This window comes from Sporosarcina sp. FSL K6-1540 (assembly GCF_038620285.1).
Taxonomy (GTDB): Bacteria; Bacillota; Bacilli; order Bacillales_A; family Planococcaceae; genus Sporosarcina; species Sporosarcina psychrophila.
On sequence record NZ_CP152018.1, the window covers coordinates 48035 to 73226 of the forward strand.

At 38.5% G+C, this 25192-nt stretch carries 26 protein-coding genes; 10 read left to right on the top strand and 16 right to left on the bottom strand.

Translation table 11 applies throughout. The annotated features are described in order from the left end of the window. Positions 1 to 40 precede the first annotated feature (40 nt). The 4 genes from MKY15_RS00205 (at position 41) to MKY15_RS00220 (ending at position 2076) form a co-directional block, all read left to right on the top strand. Positions 41 to 370: a helix-turn-helix domain-containing protein gene (locus MKY15_RS00205; protein WP_342538693.1), complete on the top strand. Its 330-nt coding sequence runs from the start codon at positions 41 to 43 to the stop codon at positions 368 to 370. Beyond that, positions 367 to 819, top strand: coding sequence for a hypothetical protein (locus MKY15_RS00210; protein ID WP_342538694.1), 453 nt, complete (start codon positions 367 to 369; stop codon positions 817 to 819). The genes MKY15_RS00205 and MKY15_RS00210 overlap by 4 nt, the downstream gene beginning before the upstream one ends. 220 nt (positions 820 to 1039) lie before the next feature. Further along, on the top strand, positions 1040 to 1399 hold the full coding sequence (locus tag MKY15_RS00215; protein WP_342538695.1) for a hypothetical protein: 360 nt from the start codon (positions 1040 to 1042) through the stop codon (positions 1397 to 1399). Between the two features lie 221 nt (positions 1400 to 1620). After that, entirely contained in the window at positions 1621 to 2076 is a 456-nt protein-coding gene (locus tag MKY15_RS00220; protein ID WP_187045312.1) for a DUF1307 domain-containing protein, read from the top strand. Between the two features lie 299 nt (positions 2077 to 2375). Here the strand turns inward: MKY15_RS00220 and MKY15_RS00225 are convergent, their stop codons facing one another. Continuing rightward, positions 2376 to 2729 carry a hypothetical protein gene (locus tag MKY15_RS00225; protein ID WP_342538696.1) on the bottom strand — a complete coding sequence of 118 codons (354 nt, stop codon included), beginning with the start codon at positions 2727 to 2729 and terminating at the stop codon, positions 2376 to 2378. Between the two features lie 421 nt (positions 2730 to 3150). On the opposite strand from MKY15_RS00225, the gene MKY15_RS00230 reads away from it, so the two are divergent. Beyond that, complete coding sequence (locus tag MKY15_RS00230; RefSeq protein WP_187045314.1) at positions 3151 to 3435, top strand: nucleoside triphosphate pyrophosphohydrolase; 285 nt, start codon at positions 3151 to 3153, stop codon at positions 3433 to 3435. Between the two features lie 310 nt (positions 3436 to 3745). Here the strand turns inward: MKY15_RS00230 and MKY15_RS00235 are convergent, their stop codons facing one another. The 11 genes from MKY15_RS00235 to MKY15_RS00285 form a co-directional block, all read right to left on the bottom strand. Next, positions 3746 to 4600, bottom strand: a complete 855-nt coding sequence (locus MKY15_RS00235; protein WP_342538697.1) for a Cof-type HAD-IIB family hydrolase — start codon at positions 4598 to 4600, stop codon at positions 3746 to 3748. Between the two features lie 72 nt (positions 4601 to 4672). Then, on the bottom strand, positions 4673 to 5542 hold the full coding sequence (locus MKY15_RS00240) for a class II fructose-bisphosphate aldolase (RefSeq protein WP_187045318.1): 870 nt from the start codon (positions 5540 to 5542) through the stop codon (positions 4673 to 4675). Between the two features lie 2 nt (positions 5543 to 5544). Then, entirely contained in the window at positions 5545 to 6012 is a 468-nt protein-coding gene (locus MKY15_RS00245; protein ID WP_255428465.1) for a PTS sugar transporter subunit IIA, read from the bottom strand. A gap of 6 nt (positions 6013 to 6018) precedes the next feature. Further along, positions 6019 to 7452, bottom strand: coding sequence for a fructose-specific PTS transporter subunit EIIC (locus MKY15_RS00250; protein WP_187045319.1), 1434 nt, complete (start codon positions 7450 to 7452; stop codon positions 6019 to 6021). Between the two features lie 5 nt (positions 7453 to 7457). Beyond that, on the bottom strand, positions 7458 to 8378 hold the full coding sequence (gene pfkB, locus MKY15_RS00255) for a 1-phosphofructokinase (RefSeq protein WP_187047933.1): 921 nt from the start codon (positions 8376 to 8378) through the stop codon (positions 7458 to 7460). Between the two features lie 255 nt (positions 8379 to 8633). Continuing rightward, positions 8634 to 9413, bottom strand: coding sequence for a MurR/RpiR family transcriptional regulator (locus MKY15_RS00260; RefSeq protein ID WP_187045320.1), 780 nt, complete (start codon positions 9411 to 9413; stop codon positions 8634 to 8636). Positions 9414 to 9525: 112 nt separating this feature from the next. Further along, positions 9526 to 10029, bottom strand: coding sequence for a hypothetical protein (locus MKY15_RS00265; RefSeq protein WP_342538698.1), 504 nt, complete (start codon positions 10027 to 10029; stop codon positions 9526 to 9528). Between the two features lie 239 nt (positions 10030 to 10268). Beyond that, positions 10269 to 11828 carry a PTS sugar transporter gene (locus MKY15_RS00270; protein ID WP_342538699.1) on the bottom strand — a complete coding sequence of 520 codons (1560 nt, stop codon included), beginning with the start codon at positions 11826 to 11828 and terminating at the stop codon, positions 10269 to 10271. A gap of 336 nt (positions 11829 to 12164) precedes the next feature. Continuing rightward, complete coding sequence (locus tag MKY15_RS00275; protein WP_342538700.1) at positions 12165 to 12365, bottom strand: hypothetical protein; 201 nt, start codon at positions 12363 to 12365, stop codon at positions 12165 to 12167. Positions 12366 to 12379: 14 nt separating this feature from the next. After that, entirely contained in the window at positions 12380 to 13750 is a 1371-nt protein-coding gene (locus MKY15_RS00280; RefSeq protein WP_342538701.1) for an NAD(P)-binding domain-containing protein, read from the bottom strand. A 207-nt stretch (positions 13751 to 13957) separates the two neighbouring features. Further along, positions 13958 to 14266, bottom strand: a complete 309-nt coding sequence (locus MKY15_RS00285; RefSeq protein ID WP_187045325.1) for a metalloregulator ArsR/SmtB family transcription factor — start codon at positions 14264 to 14266, stop codon at positions 13958 to 13960. A gap of 986 nt (positions 14267 to 15252) precedes the next feature. On the opposite strand from MKY15_RS00285, the gene MKY15_RS00290 reads away from it, so the two are divergent. Both MKY15_RS00290 and MKY15_RS00295 read left to right on the top strand, forming a co-directional pair. After that, positions 15253 to 15927 carry a response regulator transcription factor gene (locus MKY15_RS00290; protein WP_342538702.1) on the top strand — a complete coding sequence of 225 codons (675 nt, stop codon included), beginning with the start codon at positions 15253 to 15255 and terminating at the stop codon, positions 15925 to 15927. Further along, on the top strand, positions 15924 to 17270 hold the full coding sequence (locus tag MKY15_RS00295; RefSeq protein ID WP_187045327.1) for a HAMP domain-containing sensor histidine kinase: 1347 nt from the start codon (positions 15924 to 15926) through the stop codon (positions 17268 to 17270). Before MKY15_RS00290 ends, MKY15_RS00295 begins: the two co-directional genes overlap by 4 nt. A 64-nt stretch (positions 17271 to 17334) precedes the next feature. On the opposite strand, the gene MKY15_RS00300 is transcribed toward MKY15_RS00295, so the two are convergent. Together MKY15_RS00300 and MKY15_RS00305 are read right to left on the bottom strand one after the other, a co-directional pair. After that, the gene (locus MKY15_RS00300; protein WP_342538703.1) at positions 17335 to 17820 is read right to left on the bottom strand and encodes a GyrI-like domain-containing protein; all 486 of its coding nucleotides are present in this window, start codon (positions 17818 to 17820) and stop codon (positions 17335 to 17337) included. Positions 17821 to 17886: 66 nt separating this feature from the next. Next, a complete protein-coding gene (locus MKY15_RS00305) occupies positions 17887 to 18819 on the bottom strand; it encodes a YafY family protein (RefSeq protein WP_187045329.1) in 933 nt (310 codons plus the stop codon). Between the two features lie 139 nt (positions 18820 to 18958). On the opposite strand from MKY15_RS00305, the gene MKY15_RS00310 reads away from it, so the two are divergent. Genes MKY15_RS00310 through MKY15_RS00320 form a run of 3 tightly spaced genes read left to right on the top strand, consistent with a single transcriptional unit; the run spans position 18959 to position 21318 of the window. Continuing rightward, the gene (locus tag MKY15_RS00310; RefSeq protein ID WP_187045330.1) at positions 18959 to 19873 is read left to right on the top strand and encodes an ABC transporter ATP-binding protein; all 915 of its coding nucleotides are present in this window, start codon (positions 18959 to 18961) and stop codon (positions 19871 to 19873) included. Then, positions 19873 to 20583: an ABC transporter permease gene (locus MKY15_RS00315; RefSeq protein WP_187047934.1), complete on the top strand. Its 711-nt coding sequence runs from the start codon at positions 19873 to 19875 to the stop codon at positions 20581 to 20583. Before MKY15_RS00310 ends, MKY15_RS00315 begins: the two co-directional genes overlap by 1 nt. Then, positions 20584 to 21318, top strand: coding sequence for an ABC transporter permease (locus MKY15_RS00320; protein WP_187045331.1), 735 nt, complete (start codon positions 20584 to 20586; stop codon positions 21316 to 21318). 180 nt (positions 21319 to 21498) lie between these two features. Here MKY15_RS00320 and MKY15_RS00325 read toward each other — a convergent pair whose 3' ends face one another. Continuing rightward, complete coding sequence (locus tag MKY15_RS00325) at positions 21499 to 22341, bottom strand: YwqG family protein (RefSeq protein WP_342538704.1); 843 nt, start codon at positions 22339 to 22341, stop codon at positions 21499 to 21501. Between the two features lie 367 nt (positions 22342 to 22708). After that, entirely contained in the window at positions 22709 to 24910 is a 2202-nt protein-coding gene (locus tag MKY15_RS00330) for a PBP1A family penicillin-binding protein (RefSeq protein ID WP_342539808.1), read from the bottom strand. Positions 24911 to 25192 lie beyond the last annotated feature (282 nt).

The following is a 25192-nucleotide window of genomic DNA, read 5'->3' on the forward strand; positions in this document are numbered from 1 at the left end:
CCACTTTTCTTCTATATAAAGAATAAAGGGGATATTCTTTATGACAACTTACCTATCTGAATACGCATACTTCACAAACAAACACGATCTAGACGCGGCAACAAGACAACATGTACTTACGCACTGGAACGATATGAACCAAACAGAGCGGGCTGTTCTCGATATGATTCGTCGTTACTCCGTTAAATACGGCGCTGCACATTTGAAACACGAAACAATCGAAAAGGCTATCAAGAAATCAAATGCAACTGTTCGACGCGCCATCCGCAAATTAGTAAAGCTCGAAATCATCGAACGCATTCACTATATCCGCCCCGTTATGAGCGGTCTAGGCGCTAACATTTATGTCATAATGACCAGTCGAAATTGAACACCCCACAGAGTACTGAAAAGCCTCTTGGCAGTAAGGTGGAACCCGCTAAACCGCAAACCGAAGCTTCTCTTTCTAAAGCGATAAAACCTAAAGACCTTAAAAGAACGTTTCCTACGGAAATTGTGCCTACTACACTTTTCGGTAAAATGAAATCTCTTCTTTCTTCAACAATCGGAGAAAGTAAATTAGCGCGTAATTTTTACGGCGTCTACCGGAAACAGTCCCTGCAAATGCTGAAATTCAGTATTCACGAAGACAAAGGAGAACTGTTCGAGCAATTAGCCATGCACGCCCTTCGTATTGCGGTTCAAACAACCAAACAGAAAAAAGTCCGGAATCTGCCCGGTTATTATTCTGGCGTCTTGCGCGAACTCATCGGCAAGGCTTTATTCAGCGAGGCTTTTATGGATTATGACGTGCCAGTTGAGGGATTTTTCTATCGCTGAAATGATTGTGCGGGTTATTGTATGGTGCAAAAACTTTAATGTTTATTTCAGCAAACATGAAGGTTTCATGGATAGAACGACTCAGAATTATGTTTGAATTGTGTGGTGCACAGCCAACCATCACTAACGCGCGCTATTTTGCATTATACAAGTGGATTTTAGTTTAAAAAGCACTTATTAAATGTTAAAATAAGTTAATTTGGTCTGAAGGGGAGCAATTATGAATTTATTTATGAGGTACAGGGAAGCTAGGGTCAAAAAGTTCACCAACAAGAAGTTGTATGAACAGCTAACGCTGCTAAACAACGAAAAGTCACCGGACACCAGATCGATTATGGTCATTCTTTCGGAGATTGCCCATCGAGACCCTGCGGAGTATGAGGCGGGAAAAATCGAGGCAGAGGTGGAGAAGTCCAAACGCCACACCGTCATGGAGACAACAGACATCCTCTACCTCGAAATCAAGTACAATGAGGATTATCTCGCCAAGCCGGAATCTGAGACTGACCCTTACGAGCGCAAGCTCCGGTCGGCCATGCTTAAAATGGTCCAGAAGGAATTAGGACGTCGTACAATCTAGGTTAGACTATTGCTCTAAAAAAGGGAAAGCCCGATCATTTATTAGCCGTTCAGTTTTGATTTACTTTGCTTTGCATAAATTACACCCCGAAATAGCTAGTCAATTGGCTCTCTGCTTTGTTGATAATTCAATATCTTTCTTAATTATCAACATTGTAGTATGGTTAATAATGGTTTCCATAAATTTAAAATGTCGAAATCTGATTTAACAGGAGTGGACTAATGAAAAAATTAATAGGAATTATATCGATTGTAGGTCTCGTTATATTTTTAACAGCATGTAGCGGTGATAAGGAAGCAACCAGAACATTTGAGTTAGAGCATGATGGTATTATGACCACAATGATCTACACAGCTAAAGGAGATAAAGTTACCATGCAAACAACTGAAAATATTATTCAATATGACTTAGTTGGTCTTGCATCAAAAGATGAAGCAAAAGAACTTTTTGCTCCTATGATTGAACAATTTCAAAATATCGATGGATTGACGCATAAACTAGAATATGATGATTCAAAAGCAGTTGAAACTTTAGCGATAGATTATGAGGTCGTCAATTTCGAAGATGTCGAGAACCTACCGGGAATGTCCTTTAGCGAAGACCCTAAAGAAAAAGGCGTTAGCATGAAAAAATCTGTTGAACTACTAGAAAGCCAAGGTTTTGCAGAAGTTAAATAGATGAATAATCAACGCACTGGGATGTTTCAGTGCGTTTCCTTATGTTTTCAAAAATATATGCTACCTATTTCAAACACTATAAACTTCTCGTTTCATCTCAACCTTTTACTTGCACTATCTTGACTGTAAAACTTTTTTCCTTTCACTATAAAATTTCACATAACAGCAGATGTTCCATCAGTAAACTGCATCTACGTTTTTTATAGTACAACTACTCGTAAAAGGACACTTAGAAAAAAAGAAAAGTAACGCTATAGTAGCACCACTCTTCCTCACTGTTTTTTCTGTTAGACTACCCTTTAATACAGACCTGTTCCTTTTAATTGCAGCAAGGTAGTGACAATATATCTTTTTCCAAGCTCCTCATCATCAAAATTCTTTTCGTAAGAGATATGGCCTCTTTCCTTAAAAAAGGTATACCATTTTCCTTCTTCCTTAAAATAATGGAAGCCTTCAACTAGCGTATCTTTGCTTGTTGACTCACTTTGTGGGAGGCCATGGATAGAAATATATTCATATACTTCTTCATAACTTACTGTAAAAACTTCGGAATATTTACGAGTCCTCATATCTTTCACACCTAATGTTTCACTAGCAAAGACTAATTCATTCCCATAAAGCAGAATCTGTACTTGGGTTTCTTTATCAACCAACTCACTCAACTCCTCTATCTATTTTTCCATATTTCTTCTTACATGCCGCCTGTGTACCGCACAACATCAACACAATTCAGAATAGTACGCATTTCCCGACGAATACAATGACTCTTACGGTGTGGTTTTTGAAATTTTATTAGATACTGAAAATAAGTAGATTATTTTAATAGAAGGAAATTTGGGGGAATTCTCGAATAAACTCATAGTATTAATCATAGCATGTCTTTCATTAATTGGAGAAATGATTGGGGAATGGATTGAGTGGATGGGGTTACTAATCTCCGAAGAATGTTGAGCTAATAGCCGATTAATCCATTCCATCTTCTTATCAATCCGATGCATCGCAAACAACATATGCCCAACCTCCTGTGTTCAGTTAATTAGTTCATATGACGATGAACACAAGGAAATGACTATAGTGCCAACCTACAACAAACAAGTCCGCGATCGCATTCCAGAAATCATTGAAAATTCTAACAGAAAATTCACATCTCGCTTATTAACTGATGCTGAATATAGCAGTGAGATTACTAAAATAATGCACGAGGAATTAGCAGAGTATAAAGCGACTGAGGCAAACGAAGATGCAGTCGAAGAACTTGAAAAAACACGTTTGGATAAAGCGAAGAAACGCGGTGGATTTGATGAGCGTATTTTTCTGATTGAAGTAGAAGATGACTGGGGTGCGGCTAATTACTTCTAACTTAATTGGTGAAATTATAGATCTAAAAAAGAGGTACCTGTGTCAGACACAAAGATGAGCAATTCACACGTTCAAATAATCATACAAAAAATAAAGAAAAACCGCATAGGTATTAATTTATTTTGTATTATTACACAATTGCACTATATTCACTGAATAGTGTCACGCACAGGTACCTAACATTATGCCTTACACACTGTACTGATGTAGTAGATATCAGCGATCTATCCGGAAAGTACCAGCGTAGACGCATTTCTCATGGTAGCCGAAGCGCGATCGATTGAGATTCTTTATTTCAATATATAAGGTATCAACTGAGAACATATTTCCGGAGTGCTTCGGCTACACCATTTTCATCATGATGGGTTGTTATATACGTACTTTGCTTTTTAACCGCTTCTTCTGCATTTTCCATTGCAATGCTCGTTCCTGCAATTTCGAACATGGATAGATCATTCAAATTATCACCAATGGTAACCGTTTCTTTAATTGAAATTCCCAAGTAGTCCGCAAAAAATAGAAGTGCATTTCCTTTGCTTGTTTCTGGATGTCCAATTTCAAGTTTCGCTTTACCAGAATTCGTAAGTGAAATATCTTCTCGTCCCATTAGTTTCCCCTGAAGATTTACCATTTTATTCATATCAAACGTGAGAACAAAGAGCTTGTACACCTCCAGTTCGGTGAATTCGATATTTTGAAAATCTGTAAAATACTGCAAACCATATTGATTGTATTGAATCTCAATTTCAGTAGTTATTTGTTCCAGCGAGAAATCAATCGCCTTCAATTGATTTCCTTCAATTTCTTTGTACAATAAATCCCTACCCTCTTGTAGGATAAAGACACCTTTATTCGTATAAATCTCAAAATAGAAGTGGTTTTTTTCCAGCAGTTCCTGCATTTCCGTCAAAACAATTGCCGGAATCACTAGGTTTTTAAGTGAATTTCCCTCATGGAAAACAACAGCCCCATTGCCAGTAATCATTGGACATTCTAGCCCAGCATTTTGCAGAATTCGTTTCGTGTCGTGTAGTGATCGTCCCGTAGCAATCGTGATCACATGCCCCTGCTCCTGCGCCTCATTAATCGCTTTTACATTCTCCCCACTAATCGTACTGTCTTTTGACAGCAATGTTCCATCTAAATCGATTGCAACTAATTTCATTTAAATCCCTTCCTTTTTAAATTACTAACAGACCTTCTCTAATAAGATGGGAGAAGGTCTGTTTAATGATTCTTATACGAATGCGGGAACGACTTTTCCTTCGCTTCCTACCATTCTAATTTTGGATTTCGCCATTTCTTTTGCAGCTTCTTTTGCTTTTTGTAAATATGCACGTGGGTCTAGCGCATCTGGATCATCAAGGAAATGTTGACGAATTGCCTCTGAATAAGCATTTTTTAATTCTGTCGATACATTTACTTTTGCCATTCCTAAAGATACACAGTGACGAACCTCTTCTTCAGGAATTGCTGAGCCACCATGCAGCACAAGCGGGACATCCACAAGTTCTGCAATCTTGGCGATACGATCAAAATCAATCTTAGGTTTACCCTTGTAAATACCATGAGCTGTGCCGATCGCTGGTGCTAACGTAGGTACGCCAGTCAGTTCAATAAATTGTTTGCACTCTTCAGGAACTGCTTTTTCTGCATCTTCTTCCGCAACAACAATGTCATCTTCCACGCCGCCTACTTTTCCAAGTTCAGCTTCCACATTCACTCCAAGTGATTTCGCAAGATCCATTACCTTTTTTGTTTCTGCGACATTCACTTCGAATGGATGCATAGATGCGTCTATCATAACTGATGTATAACCTGCGCGAATCGCTTCTTTGATCACTTCGAAATTTGTGCAATGGTCCAAATGTAAACCTGTAGGAATATTATAATACTCAGAAGCCGCTTTTGCGACCGCAACAATATTTTCTGCACCTAGAGATGTGACCGTGCCCACTGTCGTTTGCAAAATCACTGGAGATTTCAGTTCGGCCGCTGCCTCAAGCACCCAAAAAATGCTATCGAATGAGTGTACATTAAATGCAACAATTCCGTGCTTATCTTGTTTTGCTTTCTCAAGCATTGGTGTGGTAGATATAAGTGCCATTATTAATTTCCCCCGCTTTCAGTAAGTGTATTTCCAATTAGTTCAGCAAGAGACTCATTTGTTTTTGCATCCAACAATCCCTGTCGTTTATCCTCATTCATAAGCATACGTGATAAAGAAGCTAAAGCTTTCAAATGCGTTGTGCCCGCTGCCGTTTTCGGTATAAGAAGTGATAGGAAAAAGAACGCTGGTTGATCGTCAAATGATTCCCACTCAACTCCATTTTCAGTACGGACAATGACGATTGCAGGCTTTACTATCGCTTCCGCATGTGTGTGAGGAATTGCAAATCCGTCTTGGAATCCAGTTGTACTTTGCTGTTCACGGACATGTAACCCTTCTACCACTTCTTGTGCTGATGTAGCAATTCCATTTTGGACAGCAACATCTGCTATCGTTTTAAAAACTTCTGACTGGGATGTTGCATTCACGTTTAATTGAATGAATGATGGTTGAATCAAATTATTCATGATGAATCACTCCTCTACTGGTTTATTTCCAGCTAATTTTTTACGATATAATCCATAAAGTACTGCACCGACAAGTGAACCCACCAAGATGGAGAATACCCATTGGATAGCGCCTGTTACAACGGGAAGCACTAGGAATCCTCCGTGTGGCGCAGGGACTTGCACGCCGAACGTATACGTCAATACAGCTGCAATCGATGATCCAAGCATAATAATTGGAATAACGACGAGCGGATTTTTAGCTGCAAAGGGAATCGCTCCTTCTGTGATATGAGTTGATCCAAGAATAAAGTTAACTGCACCCGCATTTTGTTCTTCTTTTGTAAAGTATTTACGGAAAAATACAGTTGCAAAGGCAATAATAAGTGGCGGTGCAATACAGGCTGCTGATACACCAGCCATGAAGTAAAGATTTCCTTCCGCAAGCAGTGCGGTACCTGTTAGATAGGCTGCTTTGTTAAAGGGTCCACCCATGTCAAACCCAGACATAGCTCCTACTATAATACCAAGAATAAGTGGATTCGATGATTGAACAGATGCAAGGAAGTTTGTCATTCCTTCATTTAAACCGGCAACCGGTATAAGTAGTGGTGTCATGACAATACCAATCAGAAAAATACCAAGTACCGGATACAAGAAGATTGACTTTAATCCGTCAAGCGATTTCGGCATGCGCTTTAATAGTCTTTGTAGGAGGATAATTGTATATCCCGCTATAAAACCGGCAATAATTCCACCAAGGAAACCCGCCCCAGCTTGGTCCGCCAGTAGTCCTCCTATAAAACCAACCACCATACCAGGACGTTTCGCGATTGACTCAGCGATAAATGCAGCAAGAATTGGTACCATTAAACTGAAGCTCAATCCACCGATTTTCTTTAAAAATGCAGCGAATTCATTATACTGCTCGTGATCCGGATCTGCCGAATAAATCCCGAACAAGAATGATAGTGCTATTAACACGCCACCGCCTACAACGAACGGTAGCATATAAGACACACCATTCATAAGATCCTTATAAATTGAATGCACCCATTTACCGCTTCCTCTTGACCCAGTAGCTGAAGATTTCCTTACTGACGAGGACCCATATCCACCCATATCAGCACCGCTAACATAATGTATAGGCGCTTCTTCATTTACAATTTTAGTAATTAACTCTTCTGGTTTTCGTATCCCTTGGGCAACTGGAACTTCGATTAGCCGCTTGCCGTGGAAACGGTCTGTATCAACGTTTTTATCCGCTGCAACGATAACACCATCAGCTTCACGAATATCTTCCTCTGTTAAATTGTTCTCAATTCCAACTTGGCCATGGGTTTCAATTTTAATATCAACACCCATTTTTTTAGCTGCAATTTTTAATGCTTCAGCCGCCATGAATGTATGGGCAATGCCTGTTGGACAACCAGTGGCGGCAACTATTTTCTTACGCGTCATATTATTCACCCCTTATAATTTGTAATGGTTACTTGTTTGAGAAGATCAGGTATATCTTTTAAATCACTAAGTCCTTTAGAAAATGCCGTCGAAGCTCCTACTGCAACCGCTTGTGAAAGTGCATCTCCAATCGTCCTATCTTGCAATCGCTTACCAATAAACGTCGCAAGCATTGAATCCCCTGAACAAGCCGTATTCACAACTTTTCCTTGCGGAGATGTGACTTTCAATAAATCATCCTGCGAAAAGTAAAGCGCACCGTTCTTTCCCCTTGATATAATTACTTGTTGCGCCCCTCGCTGTAAGAGCTCATTCCCACATTCGATTAGTCCCTCTTCTGAAAGCGGTTTCTTTTTTTTCAAAATGTCAGCAACTTCTTCTTCATTTGGTTTCAATAAAAAAGGTCTATATATTAATGTGTCAGCAACCGTATCTACACTTGTATCAAGAACTAATTGGATACCTTGTGTTTGACAAGTTTTGGCGATGTCAACGATGATTGAATCAGGTACCCCTTTCGGTAAGCTGCCTGACAAAACAAGCATACTTCCTGTAGGTATCTCCTTAATTTTATTCAATAGAAGCTTCTGCTCCGCTAGCTGAATGACTGGTCCTTGATTTACTATTTTATATTCTTCAGTTGAGTTTATAAACACATTCACACGTGTAATGCCATCCACTTCAACAAAATCAGTTTGAATATCCATTTCACGAAGAGAATCCTCGATGTATTTACCAGTAAATCCAGCAATAAATCCTAACGCTACACTTTCAATCCCCAATCGCTTAAGCATGATTGATACGTTGACACCTTTTCCATTTGGTTGGTAATCTTCGTCGAACGTACGGTTTACACTATCCGGTATTAGCTCTTCAAGCTCGACATATAAATCAATCGCAGTATTCAAGGTACATGTGTATATCACGGTTTCACCTTCCTTCTGTTGTTGTTGAAACAAGTATCCCATACTCCATTATGAAAATGTTTTCAGAATATGTAAAAGTCTTTACGAAAAAACAAAAGTGCAAGCGCCTAGCCCCAGCAAGCCTGAAGCGACTCGGGGGCTAGGCGCTGGAGTTAAGAATTGAAATATCTATATCAAAAGTTCCTCACAAGTCAAGTATTTTATAATTTCCTGCAAAAAAACTCTCCAACTCGAGTACGTTGGAAAGCCTTGAATTTAGCTATTCGTTCTTATCACATAAGCATCCAGCAGAATCCTCGCGATTACATTTAATGATAATCGGGATCTCACCTCATATTCAGGGAATAGCGATTGGTCACTTTTATAACCTAGTAGCGTTATATCAGATAGCTTACTCAGGGATGAATCGAGACTTGTTGTCAGGGAAATAGTCGTTACTTGTCTCATCCTTAAATTTTGACATGCTTCAACCAGTTCTGTAGTTTCCCCACTTAGTGAAATGAAAATCGCAAGTTCATTCGTCTTTACCTTTTGAGATTTGATTCGAATAATATTCGGATCATCGTGATTCTCACAGGCCTTGTCCGTTAGCTGAAGTTTTATCATCATTTCGTTAGCAATCATTTCCGAGAAACCGCGGCCAAAAATATAAATTTTTTCTGCATCATGCATCTTTTGCACAGTATCCTCTATTTGACCAATACTTAGAAGCTGAATTGTTCTGAAAACCTCTTCTTCATTTTTCTTAATCGCTTTCTTGATATCCACATCGATATCATGGAGCTGATCATCATAATCAACCATCTTTTTATTTTGCATTAATCTATACTTAAAAGACGTATAGCCTTCATAACCAATTTTCTTCATTAACCTTACAATAGTAGCTGTGGAAACTGTAGCCCGTTCGCTAAGTGTAACAATAGACATCGTCGCAATTTCATCGATGTTTTGATGTATATATTCAAGTAAAAAACGTTCTGTCGCACTTAATAATGAATATGTGCTCGATGGAATATCAAATAATGGTTTATTCATAAATCTTACTCCTTTAAAGTAATTCTTATTCTATTTTATCATGCCTACCCCCTTTACCGTCGTTCTTGTGGCGCTAAAATTCAATAAGTCACCCTTTTTGATCAATATCTATTCAAAATGGGTGTTCGTTATATTTAGTAGAAACCTCATATAGTCTAGTGTTATTTCCCACAACACTTCTTATCTTTCTTCCCGCCGCCACGTGGGCAAGGTTCATTTCGTCCCGTTTTGCCACCATCGATGACGGTAAATGGGGTGCAGGTGATACACTAAATGCTTTTGCCAACCGTCGTGTTTTAGTTGGAATTCCAAAAGTGTATAAATCATCTGGATGACCTATATATACATCAACAGTCAAACCAAATTTATGTGCTTTCTTAACTAACTCTTTAAGATTTTCAAGATTAGACTTATGAGCGTGTAGACCATCTGCACCATTAACTGACATTAATTTAAAGTCTTCATCTTCTAATTCCACAAGTATTAGCTCCGTGAATCCTCCGAGAATTCCAATAGTAATGAAGGGATCGTTACCTACCGTATTTCTAACCCCTTTAACCACTTTCGCCATTTCCTTCAATTCAATCTCGTGTCTAATATTTTCTGATTCATGCATTGTAGTCACACCTTTATGCCCTCAGGCAAGTACAACTGCCGGATGGTTTGGTTCGAGAAGTTTTACTCCAGAATCTACAACTGCCTTCGCCAAACGAGCATCATCACCAGTAATTCCAGTACTCAACAATGTTTGACCACCATGTTCCACTATTGCGTTCCATACCTTTAACATAGCATGTTTTTTTGATTCATATCTCCTCTAATCTTCTTCTAAATTCCTCCTATAAGATAAACTCCTTACGCTTTTTTTGTTTTTAATAATTTGTTCGCAAAAGTTGTGATTATAAATGCACAAAATAATGACGCCGACATAGCAGTAATTAATCCAAAGGAATTCGTTGAAGCAAATGGAGCTACAAAAGATGGTAAGTAAGCCGTTCCTCTAATGTCAAACATACCTACAATCATTCCACCAATCCCACCGGACAAAATTGCCCCTACAAAAACTACTTTACTTGAAAACATAAATGGATAGGCAGATTCAACGAAAGTTCCAAAACCTAGATTTATCATTAAACCTGGTGTTGCAATAGCTGCTTCGCTTTTATTCCTAGGGAAAAGAATATTCGCGAGATTAATCCCAGCCGCTACCATAACCAGGGCAACCATATCAACGGCACCTAAGAAACTAACGCCCGCTTGCTCCATCTCTAATAATACAATCGGCAAAATTGCGGCATGATATACCCCGGCTAATATTGCAGGCCATATCAATAATCCCGCAATTGCTCCAGCAAGTATAGGATTAAATGCTATCGTTAGCTCTATTAACAGTTTGATATAGTCTCCCGCGGCCAAAGCCAAAGGTCCTAAAATATAGTAAACTACCAAGCCAGATATTATACCTGAAAACCCACCAGCGACTATATTAACTGTAGTCATTGGAAAACGCCATTGTACACATTTCATAAATAAAAACTGTACTAATAGCCCTGCTCCTATACCTCCCAAAATCCCCCCAATAATACCTCCATCAATCGAAAGTACACCAGCTATTATTCCTGCAATAATCGACACTTCATCAAGATCTGAGACTTGCTTTGCAGCTATGGCCGCTAGAACTACCGGAAGTGCCTGTATTAAAATATCAAAAACATCACCTAATCCGGATAATATCGGAATCTTACTTAAGGCAAGAATTAAAGCCATTGAGATAAAAGCGGGAATAGAAGATATCATGATTCCACGAATATTGATTCTTCTTAATGGATTACCTCCTGCCTGCTCATTGTAATTTTCATTACTTTTCCCAAATGTAGGACGAAACTTAATACCCCAATGTTTGGATAATGAAAAAACGAACGATATTGCCCTAGTCCTGTTAGTTGTGCCTGTAGTGCCAGATGTAGATATCACATTAGCCCCTTTGGAGCTAACATTTGCCATTGCGGTTCCTCCAGTTCCCACAATAGGAATCTTCATTTCTACCGCAGCATTAATTGCATGTTTATTTGCATTTTCAGAATCAATACTCATTAGTATTAATCCGTCTATACCACCATTCCTAATTTGTCTGGCTATTTCTAAGTCCATCTTAGTTGCCTCTTGATTGGTATCTTTTAATGACCCATTGTAAATTATTTTAGGTTTTCCTTCTTCAAGAGTATACAAGGATGCTTTAGTAGTATTTTTAGCCGCATCCATTGATACTTCTGCACCGACAAACTGTATTGCGCTAACATTAATACCTGCCGTATCACACTGTTTTAAAATATCTATTATTAATTTATCCGGGTATTTTCCCCCTAAATTATATAGATTCCCTCCGCTACTACCTAAAATGGCTATATTCTTCACAAACCCCAGTCCTCCCCCACTTCCAAATTCCCCAATGAATATGTTGTTCTAAGATGCAGAATGTACGTACATTTAATATAAGTACAACATAACCGGAATATTCTAATTTGTAAAACCAATTTTCGCATGAAACAAAAAAATAACTAGCCAATTCTAGTGAAAAGACCAAAAATACCCCTTGGATTATGCTTTAGTTGTTAAGTACTTACAAAACAAAAAAACATAACAAGGGGTACTTCCAATATGACAGACATTCCTAAAAAAACACAAAGGTATTTTCATAGGAATACTTAAATAGTTGCGCGGTGCACAGGCAGCCAACATCAACGACTAGCATCAATCTAAACTCAAAACTTTTACGGCATTAATATAACTTGCACCAGTTATTGGACCATATGTAGTTGGGTATCCTGTTAAAAATCTTTCTACCATAAAGTGCTTTGCTTTTTCCAAGGTATAGTTTCTTGAATTTATGACCAGCGATATATATGCGCGAAAGTATTCTTCCGTCAAGTTACCTCCATGGTTTACGGTCATCGATAGCTCACTCTTTAACAGCTGTCGGTTGTAGCGTTGCAACAAGACTCTTCTGTTATGTTCGTCGCAAGGTTTATACTGCATACCCCGGTCTCCGGCAAGTCCAGTTCCACGTTCTTCGCCGCTTCAAAATCACCTGTCAGATAGGCCACAACTGAGCGCACTTGTTCATACCCCGTCGCCATTAGGAAGGTAGGAGCGCGTCCATAACTCTTCATACCGACGATGTAAAAGTTCTTCTCCGGTTGTCTCAACTCCTCTTCACCATGAGGACGGACGGTCCCACAGCTGTGAAGATTCGGATCAATGAGTGGAGCAAGTGCTCCAACACTTTCTGTTGCTGCATCAATAGCTAGTCTTACTTCACTTAGGTAAGAAAAGTCTGGTCGGCTACCCGTATTGACGATCAGCTCATCCAGTCCTTCTATCGAATAACTTTCACCTTCTAATTCTCCATTCAGCTTCATTGACCCCTCTTTTTTCTCTACATTGTAGATTCTAAAAGGCGTGTACACCTGAACCTTGCCTGAATTCACTAATTGATGAATCCTTGTTCCAAGTTCACCACGTGCCTGCAGTGCATCTTTCTCTTTGCCACCGTATGCTTCTTCCACATTTTTTTTGCGAAGAATCCACGTAATTTTTAAATCTGAACGTTCTTCATTCAGCTTGGAAAGCTCCAGAATCGTATTGATTGCTGAATGACCGCCACCGATGACGGCAATTTTTTTTCCGATGAATCTTTCACGCTCTTTACTGTTCATGTTTGGAATACCATAATGTATTTGGTTTTCAAGAGACTTTTCTACTTCAGTCCAGACACCAGCAGAATTCACGGAATTCGGTTGCCCCCATGTTCCGGTCGCATCAATTACCGCTTTCGCTTCAATCTGCTCCATTACCCCTTGATTATTAACATATAACACAAAAGGAACGTTCTCCCTATTGGTTGACTTCATCTTATCAAGCCCTTTTTTACTTATGGAAATCACCTTAGTATTCAGCTGGATTGAAGGTTTAATTTGTGGTAATTCAGCTACTTGTAGTAGGTAATTTTCCACCAACTCTTTGCCAGTGGGCAGCTCATCATTGAAGGGCGCATCCCACCCTTGCTTATCAAGGAGTACTCTGGCTGCCTTATCAATATTATATTGCCATGGCGAAAACAACTGGACGTGGCCCCATTCTAGGACATGATGTCCTACGCTTGGCCCAGCTTCCAAAACGATGAATTTCTCTCCGGCGTTGGCTAGGTGCGCAGCAGCTGCTAATCCGATTGGTCCAGCTCCAATGACAGCAACCGGTAGTGAAGGGAACTCTTTTTTCTTACTTTTTATTTGAACAGGAAAGTTATCAGTTGAGCAACATGCAGTTTGACTTTTCATGTTCATTCCTCCTTTAGATTAAAACGTGTCAATTCTATTTCGACTTTGCTCTATATTTATTTCAATCGTTTAATTGAATTGACATAGCTTTAAGAATGATTTCATATTCCGAGCTGCTTTCTTTAGCTGCTACTCGGTCTACCGAGTAAGACAAAATCGGTTTGGTCGACATATACATCAAGTTTTTTTGATGTGTTGGGCAAATATTTATTCAGGATAAAATAGACAACAAAGATCCGGAGATAAAACCTTCTTTATCTCAGTCGGATTAGCTGAATAATAATTCCACTTCCCAACTCTCTCAACAGAAATAAAGTTAACATCTAATAGAATTTTTAGATGATAAGATAATTTGGATTGAGTCAATTCAAGTAGTCCACTCAAGTCGCAAACGCACGTTTTTCCTTCAGTTGATAAGATACGCATTATATAGAGCCTGTTGCGATCAGACAAAGCCTTAAATTTCTTCTCATAGTCAAGTAAAGTTGTATCGCAAACATCCAGCGGTTTTATCATACATAGACACTCCTACAAATCAATTTATTTTGATATGACATATATTAAAGTGAAACAAGGAAAACGTCAACTAATGAGTTCTACCATTCTACTAACACAGAGGTGTTGATTTACTTTCTATTATTATAGAATTGTATTGTAATTACTGAATAGTATGCGCACAATACTTGAAATTAAGCTCTATTTAATAGCAATATATAGTGAAATACTTTTTACAGTATCAATCAAACGATAGCCAGCATCCAGTGCTTGTTCCACTGCATTTTTTGCTTCTTCATCGGGAAATTTTTATAGCGTGGGGTTCTATAGTAATTATTTGAGCATCATTCACTTAACAACATCCATTAATCTATCATAAATCCCCTTCCATCAAGCCATTTGTGGAAGGGGATTTTCCCATGACCTTAGTTCACTGGCGGAAATGGATTTATTCATGAGGTTCTTTACGTTGTTCTGTAGTACATAACCAATTTCATTATCCAGAATATGTTCTAAAAAACGAGACGATGGTTCGTTATAGATAATCAATTTAATCCGCCACTTTTCACAAGAACCATCACCCTATAATTCCCATTTGCAATATAGTGCTAGCTAAGTCAATTGTCGTAGTTCAATAGTAACTTTATTAATTAACAGAATTTTACCACAGTTACCAACTCAACACGCATGAATGTTCGAATAATTCTTTTTTCTAGATTGGTTTATATTTGAGGTGTTCCCTTTTCATATGTCACATATATTATTAGCCCTTTATTGAAGTAAACTAAGGAAGGGCGAATCACACAGTTACTTCCATTCTTTACTTCCTCTTCAACCGCTCAAATGATTACCCCCCTGGAACAATCCGTCGATTTGAAGGCTATCGATAACCTCGGAAAATCCAATGCTTTATACATAGACGAGAATCCCATTATGATAGGATATAGTAAAGATGAGTAGTCACATTAGAAAGTTTTTCGGACCTCTTACATTGATAAAGGTGGGGAATGGTAGTGAAGGAAATATTATATATTGAAGATGATATAGAAATTGGTAGCATTGTTAAAGAGGACTTGGAGCAGCGTGGTTATTTGGTACGCTGGCTTACTTCCGGGGATGGGATGGAAGAAGCGTTTGGTAATACGGACTTAGTCATTTTAGACGTGATGCTTCCTGGGCTAGATGGGTTTACGGTAGGACTGCGACTGAAAAGCAATCATCCCGAGATTCCAATTCTGATGTTGTCGGCTCGGACCGCTGTGGATGATAAGTTACAAGGGCTACAGTTCGCAGATGACTATGTGACGAAACCGTTTCATCCTGAAGAGCTTGCTGCAAGAATTGAAGTGTTACTAAGAAGGAATCGACGGACGTTACCTGAAGAGATTCAGATTGGTCATTTAACGGTTAACATAATGGAAAACCGAATTTTAAAAGATAACGGTGAAGAAGTTTTGTTGACGGCCAAACAGCGTCAAATTTTCATGTATTTATTGGAACATCCAAATCAAATTTTGACAAAAGAACAGCTTTACGAGGCTGTATGGGGAGAATTTTATCTTGAAGGGGATAAGACCTTGATGGTCCATATCCGCTACTTGAGAGAAAAGATTGAGAAAGAGCCAAGTTCGCCTAAAATTATCGAAACAATTCGTGGCCTCGGCTATAGGGTGAAACAATGAAAAAACTGCGAAAGTCATTATTGGCGCAGTATTTGTTAATCATTTTGGTTGCGATGATGATACTCCCTTTTTCCATGCCTGTTTTATCAATTATTTATTATAATAGTATCGAACAAGCTGAGTCTTCAGTTCGATACTATAATGGAACGGATTTAGAAGAAATGTGGATTGAAACAGCCAAAGGTTTATCAGGTGCTTCTGAACAGCAAATCCATCAAAGATTATCACAATTAAAAAATGTTTATCAAGAAGCATCTATGTATTGGGTTGATGATAGAGGCCAGACAAAAGATAAGTTTCCTGAATCGATTGCTGTACCCGACACATGGACAGCATTGGATGCCATTCATTTCATGAAAAAAAATCGTGGATACACAGTCGATCCATTTACCATTGTCGCCTTTATTGGGCATGAACAACAAGAAGGCTTTATGGTGTTACAAATCCCACGTCCGGATATGGTGAGTCCAAATGACAAATTAAGAGCAAAATATAATTATTTTTTCCCAGTGGCTCTTTTGTTTATATTTGCTCTATTTATATTAATTTCTACGCTCTTTTTTTATCGGATTCGAAAAAGACTACTTCATTTGCAAGAAGTGATGGCAACGCCTGAAGCGAATGGAATTCCAACGACTATTGAAGTGTCCAAACAAGACGAAATCGGCCGTCTTGAACACTCCTTCAATCGGATGGTTCAAGAACTAGAAATGAGTAGAATACGTGAGATGGAGGAAGAAGAGCTTAGAAAAGAACTCATTGCGAATCTATCGCATGATTTACGTACCCCCCTTACAACAATACGTGGGCACGCTTATCGTTTAAAGAAAGAACCACTCAGTACAAAGGGACAGGAGTCTCTAGACTTCATTGATGAAAAAGTAGGTTATATGGGCGAGCTTATTGAAAATCTACTCTCGTACACGTTGTTGACAACGGGAAAGTATCCGTACTATCCAGAAAATGTAGATATGGTTCGACTCGTTCGAAATTCATTTGCGGCCTGGTATCCTACCTTTGAAAATCTTCAGTTTGATATTGAGTTAACGATTCCGGATAAACGGTTGATGTGGGATGTCGATCCTCAGTGGGTCCACCGTGTTTTGGATAACCTGTTTCAAAATATTTACCGTCACGCGAAAAGCGGACAGTTTGTAGCGGTTCGAATTGAAAATGAAAAAATTGTGATTGAAGATCATGGGCCTGGAATGGGAGAGAGGTCGAGTCATAAAGGTGTTGGCATAGGACTCTCTATCGTTTCACTTATGCTAAAGGACATGCAGTTGGACTGGAATATTGAAACAAGCGAACACGGAACAATTATGACTATTCAACAGATTTAAAATGAAATAAAGCTTGTATCCATTTCCTTATTGTTAGGAAAGGTTACAAGCTTTTTAAATTTTTTTATGCTTTAATGGCTATGTAAATGTCCACCAGTGCATTTTGTGGGTTCTGGCATCTTTCATCATATACCTCAAAATCACCCGTATACGTCCGCTCCACTTCCTCTTGTTCAAACCAGTTCCAAATATCTTGCCATAGTTTAATTACGATTTCTGAAATCGGTCCTTCTTCAGACGTAAATACCAGATATGTTGCAGCTGGTATTGTTTTAACAACGTAATCTTCTTGAATCTCGCTATGGTCACTTACTTCTAATCCAGCAGTTATACTATATTCTCCATTCACACCATCTATATAGTCTGAATACAGGCCATAAGTTACAAATGTATTGATAGGATTGGGAATCTCATTAAATAATTTTTGTCCATAATACCGTTCCCATAATCCCGCAATTTTCGCACCTGCTGTCATTTCATTAGCGTTTGTCGTCTTTACTGAAATACCTATAATAGTAAACCGGTCTTTCTTTTTTATTACTGGATTCATCATCTTTTTCTCCCCGCCTTTTTAGGTTTGTTTCAACTATATCAACCTAAACTTGACAGCAGTATGTCATATTGGTTTAATTGTTTTTTCGTATACATCAATGATGTGTCTTACCTTTTGTTGAATCTTTTCTCTTATATGAGCAGGCTCAAGCACCTCCACTTTATCAGCAAAACTTAAGATAAACCCGTATAACCATTCATCTTCTGGTATTTCTATCTTCACAATGGATTGATTGGCCTCTATCGAATCCAAACCAAATAGCTCTTCAATTTTTAAGCGATAGTCTGGATGAAATGCCATTCTTAACGTGACCACCTTGCTCGGTGCATACCATGCCTTATCCCAGGGAAGTTCATCATTATTCACTTCTTTACGAATAAAAGATGTATTACACATCTCAAGATCCTTTATCCTCGCTAACTTAAATAGTCGGAACGTGTTCCTGAGAAGGCAATATCCATACACATACCAAATCCTCCCTTTTTGGATGAGCGTATGTGGCTCTATGGAGCGGAATGTGACGTTCCCCTCACTACTTGAATAAGAAAAACGGACACAAATTGTTGTCGTAATCGCGTTTTTTAGCAATGTTACCTTTTCTTTCAAACGAGCGTTTTGCCCCCACGGACTGTCATCTACGAATAGATAGTCGAAAGCTTGCTGTCCCTTCTTTTCCGCAAGTCCTTCTAATTTTTCTAATACCGCTTTAGCGGAAAGGTCTTCATGGGAAGTAAGTATGCTTTTTAAAGCAATCGAGATGGATGTGATCTCTTCCTCCGTAAGAATTTGCTTATCTATTCTGTAGCCTTCAAGCAGACCAATTCCACCATTTGCACCTTGATAACTAATAACGGGAATTCCTGCATTGCTGAGTGTATCAATATCCCTATAAACAGTACGAACAGACACATTAAAGAACTCAGCAAATTCTTGCGCTTTTACTTTTTTACGATTAATCAACATCATGGTCATTGTTAGTAACCTATCTATCTTCATTGGTTACCTCCATTTAAAAGTATTTGTATAATCATAAATTAGCTTATCAAAATATTCTTCTTCATTTTAAACGAAATTTAAACTTGATCACCCCCTCACTTTAACCTTCACACGGTAAGCTGTAAATGAGGTGAGAGAAATGAATGATTTTATTATTGAAACGAAGAAGCTGACGAAAAAGTTTGGCTCGACAAGAGTTGTTAATGATGTAGATTTGAAAGTGAAAAAGGGTGAGATTTATGGTTTTTTAGGGCCGAATGGTGCCGGAAAAACGACGACCATTCGAATGCTTCTCGGGCTTGCTCGACCGACAAAAGGCTCAATCCATATTTTCGGCAAGGATGTTAAAAAAGAAAAACTCTCCATCTTAAAAAAGGTTGGATCACTGGTCGAATATCCTTCTTATTATGGACATTTATCCGCCCGTGAAAATTTAGAAACGGTGCGCCTGTTATTGGACGTGCCAAAATCTAGAATTGATGAAGTCCTTTCAATCGTCCGTCTGACAAAGGATGCGAAACGACCTGTAAAAGGGTTCTCTTTAGGCATGAAGCAACGGCTTGGCATTGCGACTGCTTTACTTGGGAATCCTGAACTGCTCATTTTGGACGAGCCAACGAACGGACTGGATCCATCGGGAATTATTGAGATTCGTGAACTTATTAAAAGTATGCCAAAGGATCACGGGATTACGATTGTCCTATCGAGCCACTTACTTTCAGAAATCGACCAAATGGCGACACAAGTAGGCATTATTTCAAAAGGCCAAATGATTTTTCAAGATTCCATTTCGAAACTAAGAGAGCAGTCTACGAGCAAGATTAAGTTAACAATAAATGACGCGGAATCCGCTTGGAAGACATTATTGACACATGGGTATACTACGGATCTCGTTCACAATCAGCTTTCAATTGAAAATGGTTCAGATGAAAAAGTCGCTAAAATTGTGAAATCCCTCGTTCAAAACGATTATTCAATTTACAGAGTAGAAGAAGAGAAAAAATCATTGGAAGAAATCTTTTTAGAATTAACCGGACAGGAGGGCAGTTTGTGATGACGCGGATAATGGCCTCTGAGTTTCTTAAAATCAAGCGAAAAATGATCCTATTTCTCGTACTTCTTGGACCAATGGGGGTCATTGGCCTGGAAGCCGTCAATTTTGGAATACGGTATGATTGGCTCACAGAAGTTTACAAGGATGATTTATGGGTGGGGCTAATTGGTGAGGTTTCTATGTTATCTATCATCACGATTCTCATCGGCTTAACGATATTGACATCAATGATTGCCAATATTGAGCATCAGACAAATGCTTGGAAGCAACTCTTGGCATTGCCCATTTCAAAAACTCAAGTATTTACAGGTAAAGTGCTTCTGTCCATTTTCCTCCTTTTGATTTCTTGTTTCTTCTTAGCGGTTGGTACGATTGTACTTGGCATTGCATTAAAATTCGGCACGGATATACCGTTTCTATATTTACTCAAAATGTGTTTCTTTCCATGTCTTGCTGCCTTACCTTTTATCATTTTGCAAATTTGGTTGGCGATTACATTGAAAAATCAAGCCATTCCATTAACACTTGGAATTCTCGGTGCAATCATCTCTATGTATTCAATGAACTTTGCCGACTGGGTTCCATGGAAATGGCCGTTGTTAATGAATGAATGGGAAAAACCAATGTACTCGGTTTTTGCTGGCCTTGGAACGGGAATTCTACTTTATTTCATAAGTCTCCTAGATTTTAATCGAAAGGACGTGAAATAAATGGGGAAATTATTTCAATCTGAGTTTCTAAAGTTACGAAAGTCCTCGATATGGATGCTCATTTTCGTGAGTCCGATTTTATCGTTGTTGCTTGGGCTGAGTGAATTAAGTGAAATTCCAGTTTCCAAACAACACCAATGGACCGCAACGCTTGGTATGATGACAATTAGTCACGCTATTCTTTTTTTACCGTTATTAACTGGGATCTTTTCAAGTTTTGTTTGTCGATATGAGCATGTTGGAGGTGGGTGGAAGCAGCTTCTTTCACTTCCGGTTTCTAGAAAAAATGTGTATCTAGTGAAAATCCTTATTGTTAGCCTTCTGATTGCGGCCACACAAATCTTATTTATTATGGGTCTTTTCCTCATTGGATGGATAAAAGGATTCCCGGCTGACATTCCTTGGGGCACCATTTCCACAAGTGTCATCGGAGGATGGATTGCCTGCTTACCGTTAATCGCTTTACAAATGTTTGTATCTGTTGCATGGTCGAGCTTCGCCGCACCACTTGCAGTCAATGTGATTTTTACGATACCGAATATGTTGATTGTCAACTCAGAAAGGTTCGCTCCATACTATCCATGGGCACAACCATTTGAGATGATGATGTCCAATTCAGCTGAAAGTTTTGGTGCATTAAATGTTTCTCCTATCACGTTATTCACCGTAATTTTGGGAAGTTTTGTGCTTTTTTTAGGAACTGGCTTTGTTTACTTTTTGAGAAAGGAAGTATGAACGTTAGTGTCTGGCGTCCACATGAATGTTTTGACTGAAAAAGCGTATCCGAAAATTTAAAACAGAAAACCTCGAATGGGTCACTTTTTTTAAAGTGTCCACTATTCGAGGCTCAGTTCAAGACAGGATACTAGGCAATCCTTTTTACTTTGATATTATGTGAAGGGTAGTGCCCTCTACTCAATGACATTGAAGAGTAAACTTCGCTTTATCAAACTGTTTACTCTGAAGGTCGTTTTTATCGATACAAAAGTAAAGAATCCCAACATCGCCCCACATGACATCTAAATCATCATCACTATCCATTTGAAACAATAAAACCATTTCATTACGTTTCTGTTTGATTTCCTTCGAGTTCCAATTTATTTTCTCATCGTTATCATAATAAATAATTTCTTCAAACACGTTATTCTGTATGGCAAAAGGTTCTCCAAACATATAGTGCATTGGAGAAGCAATTGATCCACTGTACCTTTCTACTTGTTGCATCATACTCCCTCTGAAATCAAAGTAGTTATCTAATTCCTCTTCGTTCAATACTATCCCCGAAAACTCTTCCGGAAAGGATAATAATTCATTAAACATTGCTTTAAATACAGGCAATTGGAAATAATCTTCTGTCTTTTCGGGATATGGTGTGCGTGTTAACTCTTTTACATCTCCATCGAAATAAAGAACTTTGAAACAATTCTTATCTTCTTTATCAAATCCCCAAGGTTGATCTACTACATCATAAAAGAAATAGAGAATTCCTGTTTTCGGAAGTAGGTTTTCCTTATCAAAAGGGCTAGCTTCTCTTAGATTCAATTGTGCTAAAAATGATAGATATCCATTATGGTATTTGGGAAATGAAAAGTGAGCAGGTAAATCGGGTAAACCACCAAATTTAGAATGCCCTATTGGAATATCCGCCTCGTCTACTAGTTCTTTAACCATTCCAATAGATGAAGCTGTCATTTTCAATAGATCTTCTTTTTTATGGACAAGATTATATTCTTTTAATAACTTATCAATAACGTGCATAATGCATCTCCCCTTTAATGATTGTTATCCGTTCAACTTGATACAGCTGGGTCCTTGATTAGGTTTTATCATCTAGCCCATACTCTGCCATACAATATTCCGAAGCTCTCTTTGTCGACTAAAAATAGCCTCCAATAACTTCGTCACCTGGTAAAAAGCATCTATATCCAGATACTCTTCGCTCAGTGTGTTCCTCGCCATATCCCACGGACAAGTTGACGCCTTGTGTGCACTTCCATTCCTGCATCGAACGAGATTTTTTCAAGCAACTCGCTACCTTTGTTTCTTTAATCATAGAATTTTTTGGTTGATGCAATATTCCCCTAAACAAGAAGTCAAACAGTTCATACATTCAAATAATCATGTCTCACTCATTATCTTTATCCTTTTTGTCTCTGTCTCTGCCTCTGTCTTTATCCCTGTCTTTGTCTTTGTCTTTGTCTTTGTCTTTGTCTTTGTCTTTGTCTTTGTCTTTGTCTTTGTCTTTGTCCCTGTCCCTGTCCTTGTCTTTGTCTTTATCTTTGTCCTTGTTTCTTTTGTCCTCCATATCCTTTTTATGTTCTTTGTCTCTGTCCTTCCCCTTATCTTTCTTATCCTCTTTATCCTTTTTGTTTTCTTTATCTTTCTTCTGCCCGTTTTCTTTCCTTTTACTTTGTTTCTTTTTCTTCTTTTCAACCAATGGCAAATTAAATTCCTTGTTAGGCAATTCACTTATGGATTTAGATACTATTTGTTGAAAGATTGTTGTCACTGTGACACCACTTGTTGCCGTCAAGTAATGGGCTTGATCCGTTTTATCATAGCCTAACCAAGTCGCACCAACGAGATCTGGCGTATATCCAACAAACCAGTGATCTTTTGAACCAGCTACACCAGGGAAAGGTAGTTGTGTAGTACCGGTTTTTCCAGCTACGTCTATTCCGGGTATCTGTGCATTTCTAGCTGTTCCGTTATCCACAACCCCTTTTAGCATATACGTCATCTTTTGAGCAACTTCCGGTTCTGTAACCTGCGAAGACTTGTCACTCCACTTACCAATTATTTTTCCTTCTGCATCCTTTATTTCTGATATAGCATGAGCTTGCATCATTATTCCATCGTTAGGAAATGCGGAAAAAGCCTGGGCCATTAACAAGGGTGACGTTCCTTGGTGCAAGCCACCCAATGCTAGCCCGAGATTATGATCTTCTTTTTCTAAAGGAATACCAAACCGTTCAACTGTACTAAAACCTTTTTCAATTCCGATTTCATTTAATAGCCAAACTGGAGGTATGTTATAAGAGTTTATTAGTGCATCATACAGTGTCACATGTCCGCGGTATCGTTTATCAATATTTTGTGGTTGGTAGCCATCTATATTGATTGGTTCATCAACCAGCATATCGTCAAAGTCATACCCCTGCTCCAATGCAGAAGTGTAAACAGCAAGCGGTTTTAACGCTGATCCGGGTTGCCTTACTAAATTTGTCGCATTATTAAAACGTTTGTACGTATAGTCTCCTCTTCCTCCAACTAACGCGCTAATCCCACCCGTTTTAGGATTAAGAAATACGGACCCACTTTGAATAAGTTGATCGGGCTTACTATCTGGAAAATTGTCTTCATTTTGATAGACCTCTTCCGTAGCGTCCTGAATAACAGGATTAAGTTCGGTATAAATGTGAAGTCCCCCAGACAACACTTCATTCTCAGTCAAACCGTACATATTTACTGCTTCCTCGATAAGATAGTCCACATAATACGGATATTTCCCTTTATAATCTATCGTCTCTTTATCCGTTAATACGATCGGTTGATCAAGGTTTTTATCCAAATCCTGCTGACTGATGTAGCCTTCGCTCTTCATTAACGACAGCACGATATTTCTTCGGTCAAGCGCTTTTCCCATGTTTTTATAGGGCGATAAGTTAGACGGAGCTTTGACTAGTCCAGCTAGTGTAGCTGATTCGTTTAATGTTAGTTCACTCACATCTTTACCAAAATAGACATGTGCTGCTCTCTGAATGCCCCATGCGCCTTCCCCAAAATAGATTTGATTTAGATAGCGTTCCATAATTTCATCTTTTGAGTATGTTCGTTCTATCTTCTTTGTGAATATAAGTTCTTTGAATTTACGCGTATAAGTAGTTTCTGATGTTAGAAATACATTTTTCGAGAGTTGTTGAGTAATTGTACTACCACCAGCAACCACTTCACCTTTAACTAGATTTTTCATGAATGCTTTAGTAATACCGAAGTAATTAATTCCGTTATGCTTATAAAAATGTTGGTCTTCTGTAGCGACGAAAGCTTCGATGAGTTCTGTTGGAATTTGATCCAAACTCACTCCTTCTATTTTCGAGTTAGACACTTTACTAGCTACCTCGCCATTTATATCGTAAATGTATGTAGGTCTTGGTTCAACGATGTCCAATTTACTAACATCGCTAAACGTTATTAAAATCGTAAATACCAATAGACCAAAAAAGATAATACCTATGAAGACGACTACTAGTCTACTGATGAGTTTTTTCGATTTAAACCATTCTTTACTTCTGCTTAATCGTGCTTGTTTATTCCTACGTTCCATTCTACTCAATCTAATACCACCTTCTACTTTATTGCCAAATAATTTAACACAAACTTTTGGCAACGCATACCTACCATCCAACACTAAACTAACTCCAATACGATATCAATAGTGTCATTGTCGCATTCGATACCAGGTATCACCACAAGTTGAAGAGCTCAAAGACAAACATTTTACACTTCTGAGTACTTATAAAAAAAATATAGTGAAAGTTTCATAGGCATTAATTTATTCGATAGTATGATCGCACCACTCTAAACGTTTTTTGAACCACTAAATATC

Excerpts from the sequence above, each read along its gene's own strand:
- MKY15_RS00330 (WP_342539808.1), bottom strand. The coding sequence starts at position 24,910 with ATGGAACGTAGGAATAAACAAGCACGATTAAGCAGAAGTAAAGAATGG.
- MKY15_RS00220 (WP_187045312.1), top strand. The coding sequence starts at position 1,621 with ATGAAAAAATTAATAGGAATTATATCGATTGTAGGTCTCGTTATATTT.
- MKY15_RS00240 (WP_187045318.1), bottom strand. The coding sequence starts at position 5,542 with ATGGCACTTATATCTACCACACCAATGCTTGAGAAAGCAAAACAAGAT.
- MKY15_RS00285 (WP_187045325.1), bottom strand. The coding sequence starts at position 14,266 with ATGATAAAACCGCTGGATGTTTGCGATACAACTTTACTTGACTATGAG.
- MKY15_RS00295 (WP_187045327.1), top strand. The coding sequence starts at position 15,924 with ATGAAAAAACTGCGAAAGTCATTATTGGCGCAGTATTTGTTAATCATT.
- MKY15_RS00205 (WP_342538693.1), top strand. The coding sequence starts at position 41 with ATGACAACTTACCTATCTGAATACGCATACTTCACAAACAAACACGAT.
- MKY15_RS00315 (WP_187047934.1), top strand. The coding sequence starts at position 19,873 with ATGACGCGGATAATGGCCTCTGAGTTTCTTAAAATCAAGCGAAAAATG.
- MKY15_RS00280 (WP_342538701.1), bottom strand. The coding sequence starts at position 13,750 with ATGAAAAGTCAAACTGCATGTTGCTCAACTGATAACTTTCCTGTTCAA.
- MKY15_RS00320 (WP_187045331.1), top strand. The coding sequence starts at position 20,584 with ATGGGGAAATTATTTCAATCTGAGTTTCTAAAGTTACGAAAGTCCTCG.
- MKY15_RS00235 (WP_342538697.1), bottom strand. The coding sequence starts at position 4,600 with ATGAAATTAGTTGCAATCGATTTAGATGGAACATTGCTGTCAAAAGAC.
- MKY15_RS00300 (WP_342538703.1), bottom strand. The coding sequence starts at position 17,820 with ATGAATCCAGTAATAAAAAAGAAAGACCGGTTTACTATTATAGGTATT.
- MKY15_RS00265 (WP_342538698.1), bottom strand. The coding sequence starts at position 10,029 with ATGCATGAATCAGAAAATATTAGACACGAGATTGAATTGAAGGAAATG.
- MKY15_RS00325 (WP_342538704.1), bottom strand. The coding sequence starts at position 22,341 with ATGCACGTTATTGATAAGTTATTAAAAGAATATAATCTTGTCCATAAA.
- MKY15_RS00310 (WP_187045330.1), top strand. The coding sequence starts at position 18,959 with ATGAATGATTTTATTATTGAAACGAAGAAGCTGACGAAAAAGTTTGGC.
- MKY15_RS00275 (WP_342538700.1), bottom strand. The coding sequence starts at position 12,365 with ATGACCGTAAACCATGGAGGTAACTTGACGGAAGAATACTTTCGCGCA.
- MKY15_RS00215 (WP_342538695.1), top strand. The coding sequence starts at position 1,040 with ATGAATTTATTTATGAGGTACAGGGAAGCTAGGGTCAAAAAGTTCACC.
- MKY15_RS00260 (WP_187045320.1), bottom strand. The coding sequence starts at position 9,413 with ATGAATAAACCATTATTTGATATTCCATCGAGCACATATTCATTATTA.
- MKY15_RS00305 (WP_187045329.1), bottom strand. The coding sequence starts at position 18,819 with ATGAAGATAGATAGGTTACTAACAATGACCATGATGTTGATTAATCGT.
- MKY15_RS00245 (WP_255428465.1), bottom strand. The coding sequence starts at position 6,012 with ATGAATAATTTGATTCAACCATCATTCATTCAATTAAACGTGAATGCA.
- MKY15_RS00250 (WP_187045319.1), bottom strand. The coding sequence starts at position 7,452 with ATGACGCGTAAGAAAATAGTTGCCGCCACTGGTTGTCCAACAGGCATT.
- MKY15_RS00290 (WP_342538702.1), top strand. The coding sequence starts at position 15,253 with ATGGTAGTGAAGGAAATATTATATATTGAAGATGATATAGAAATTGGT.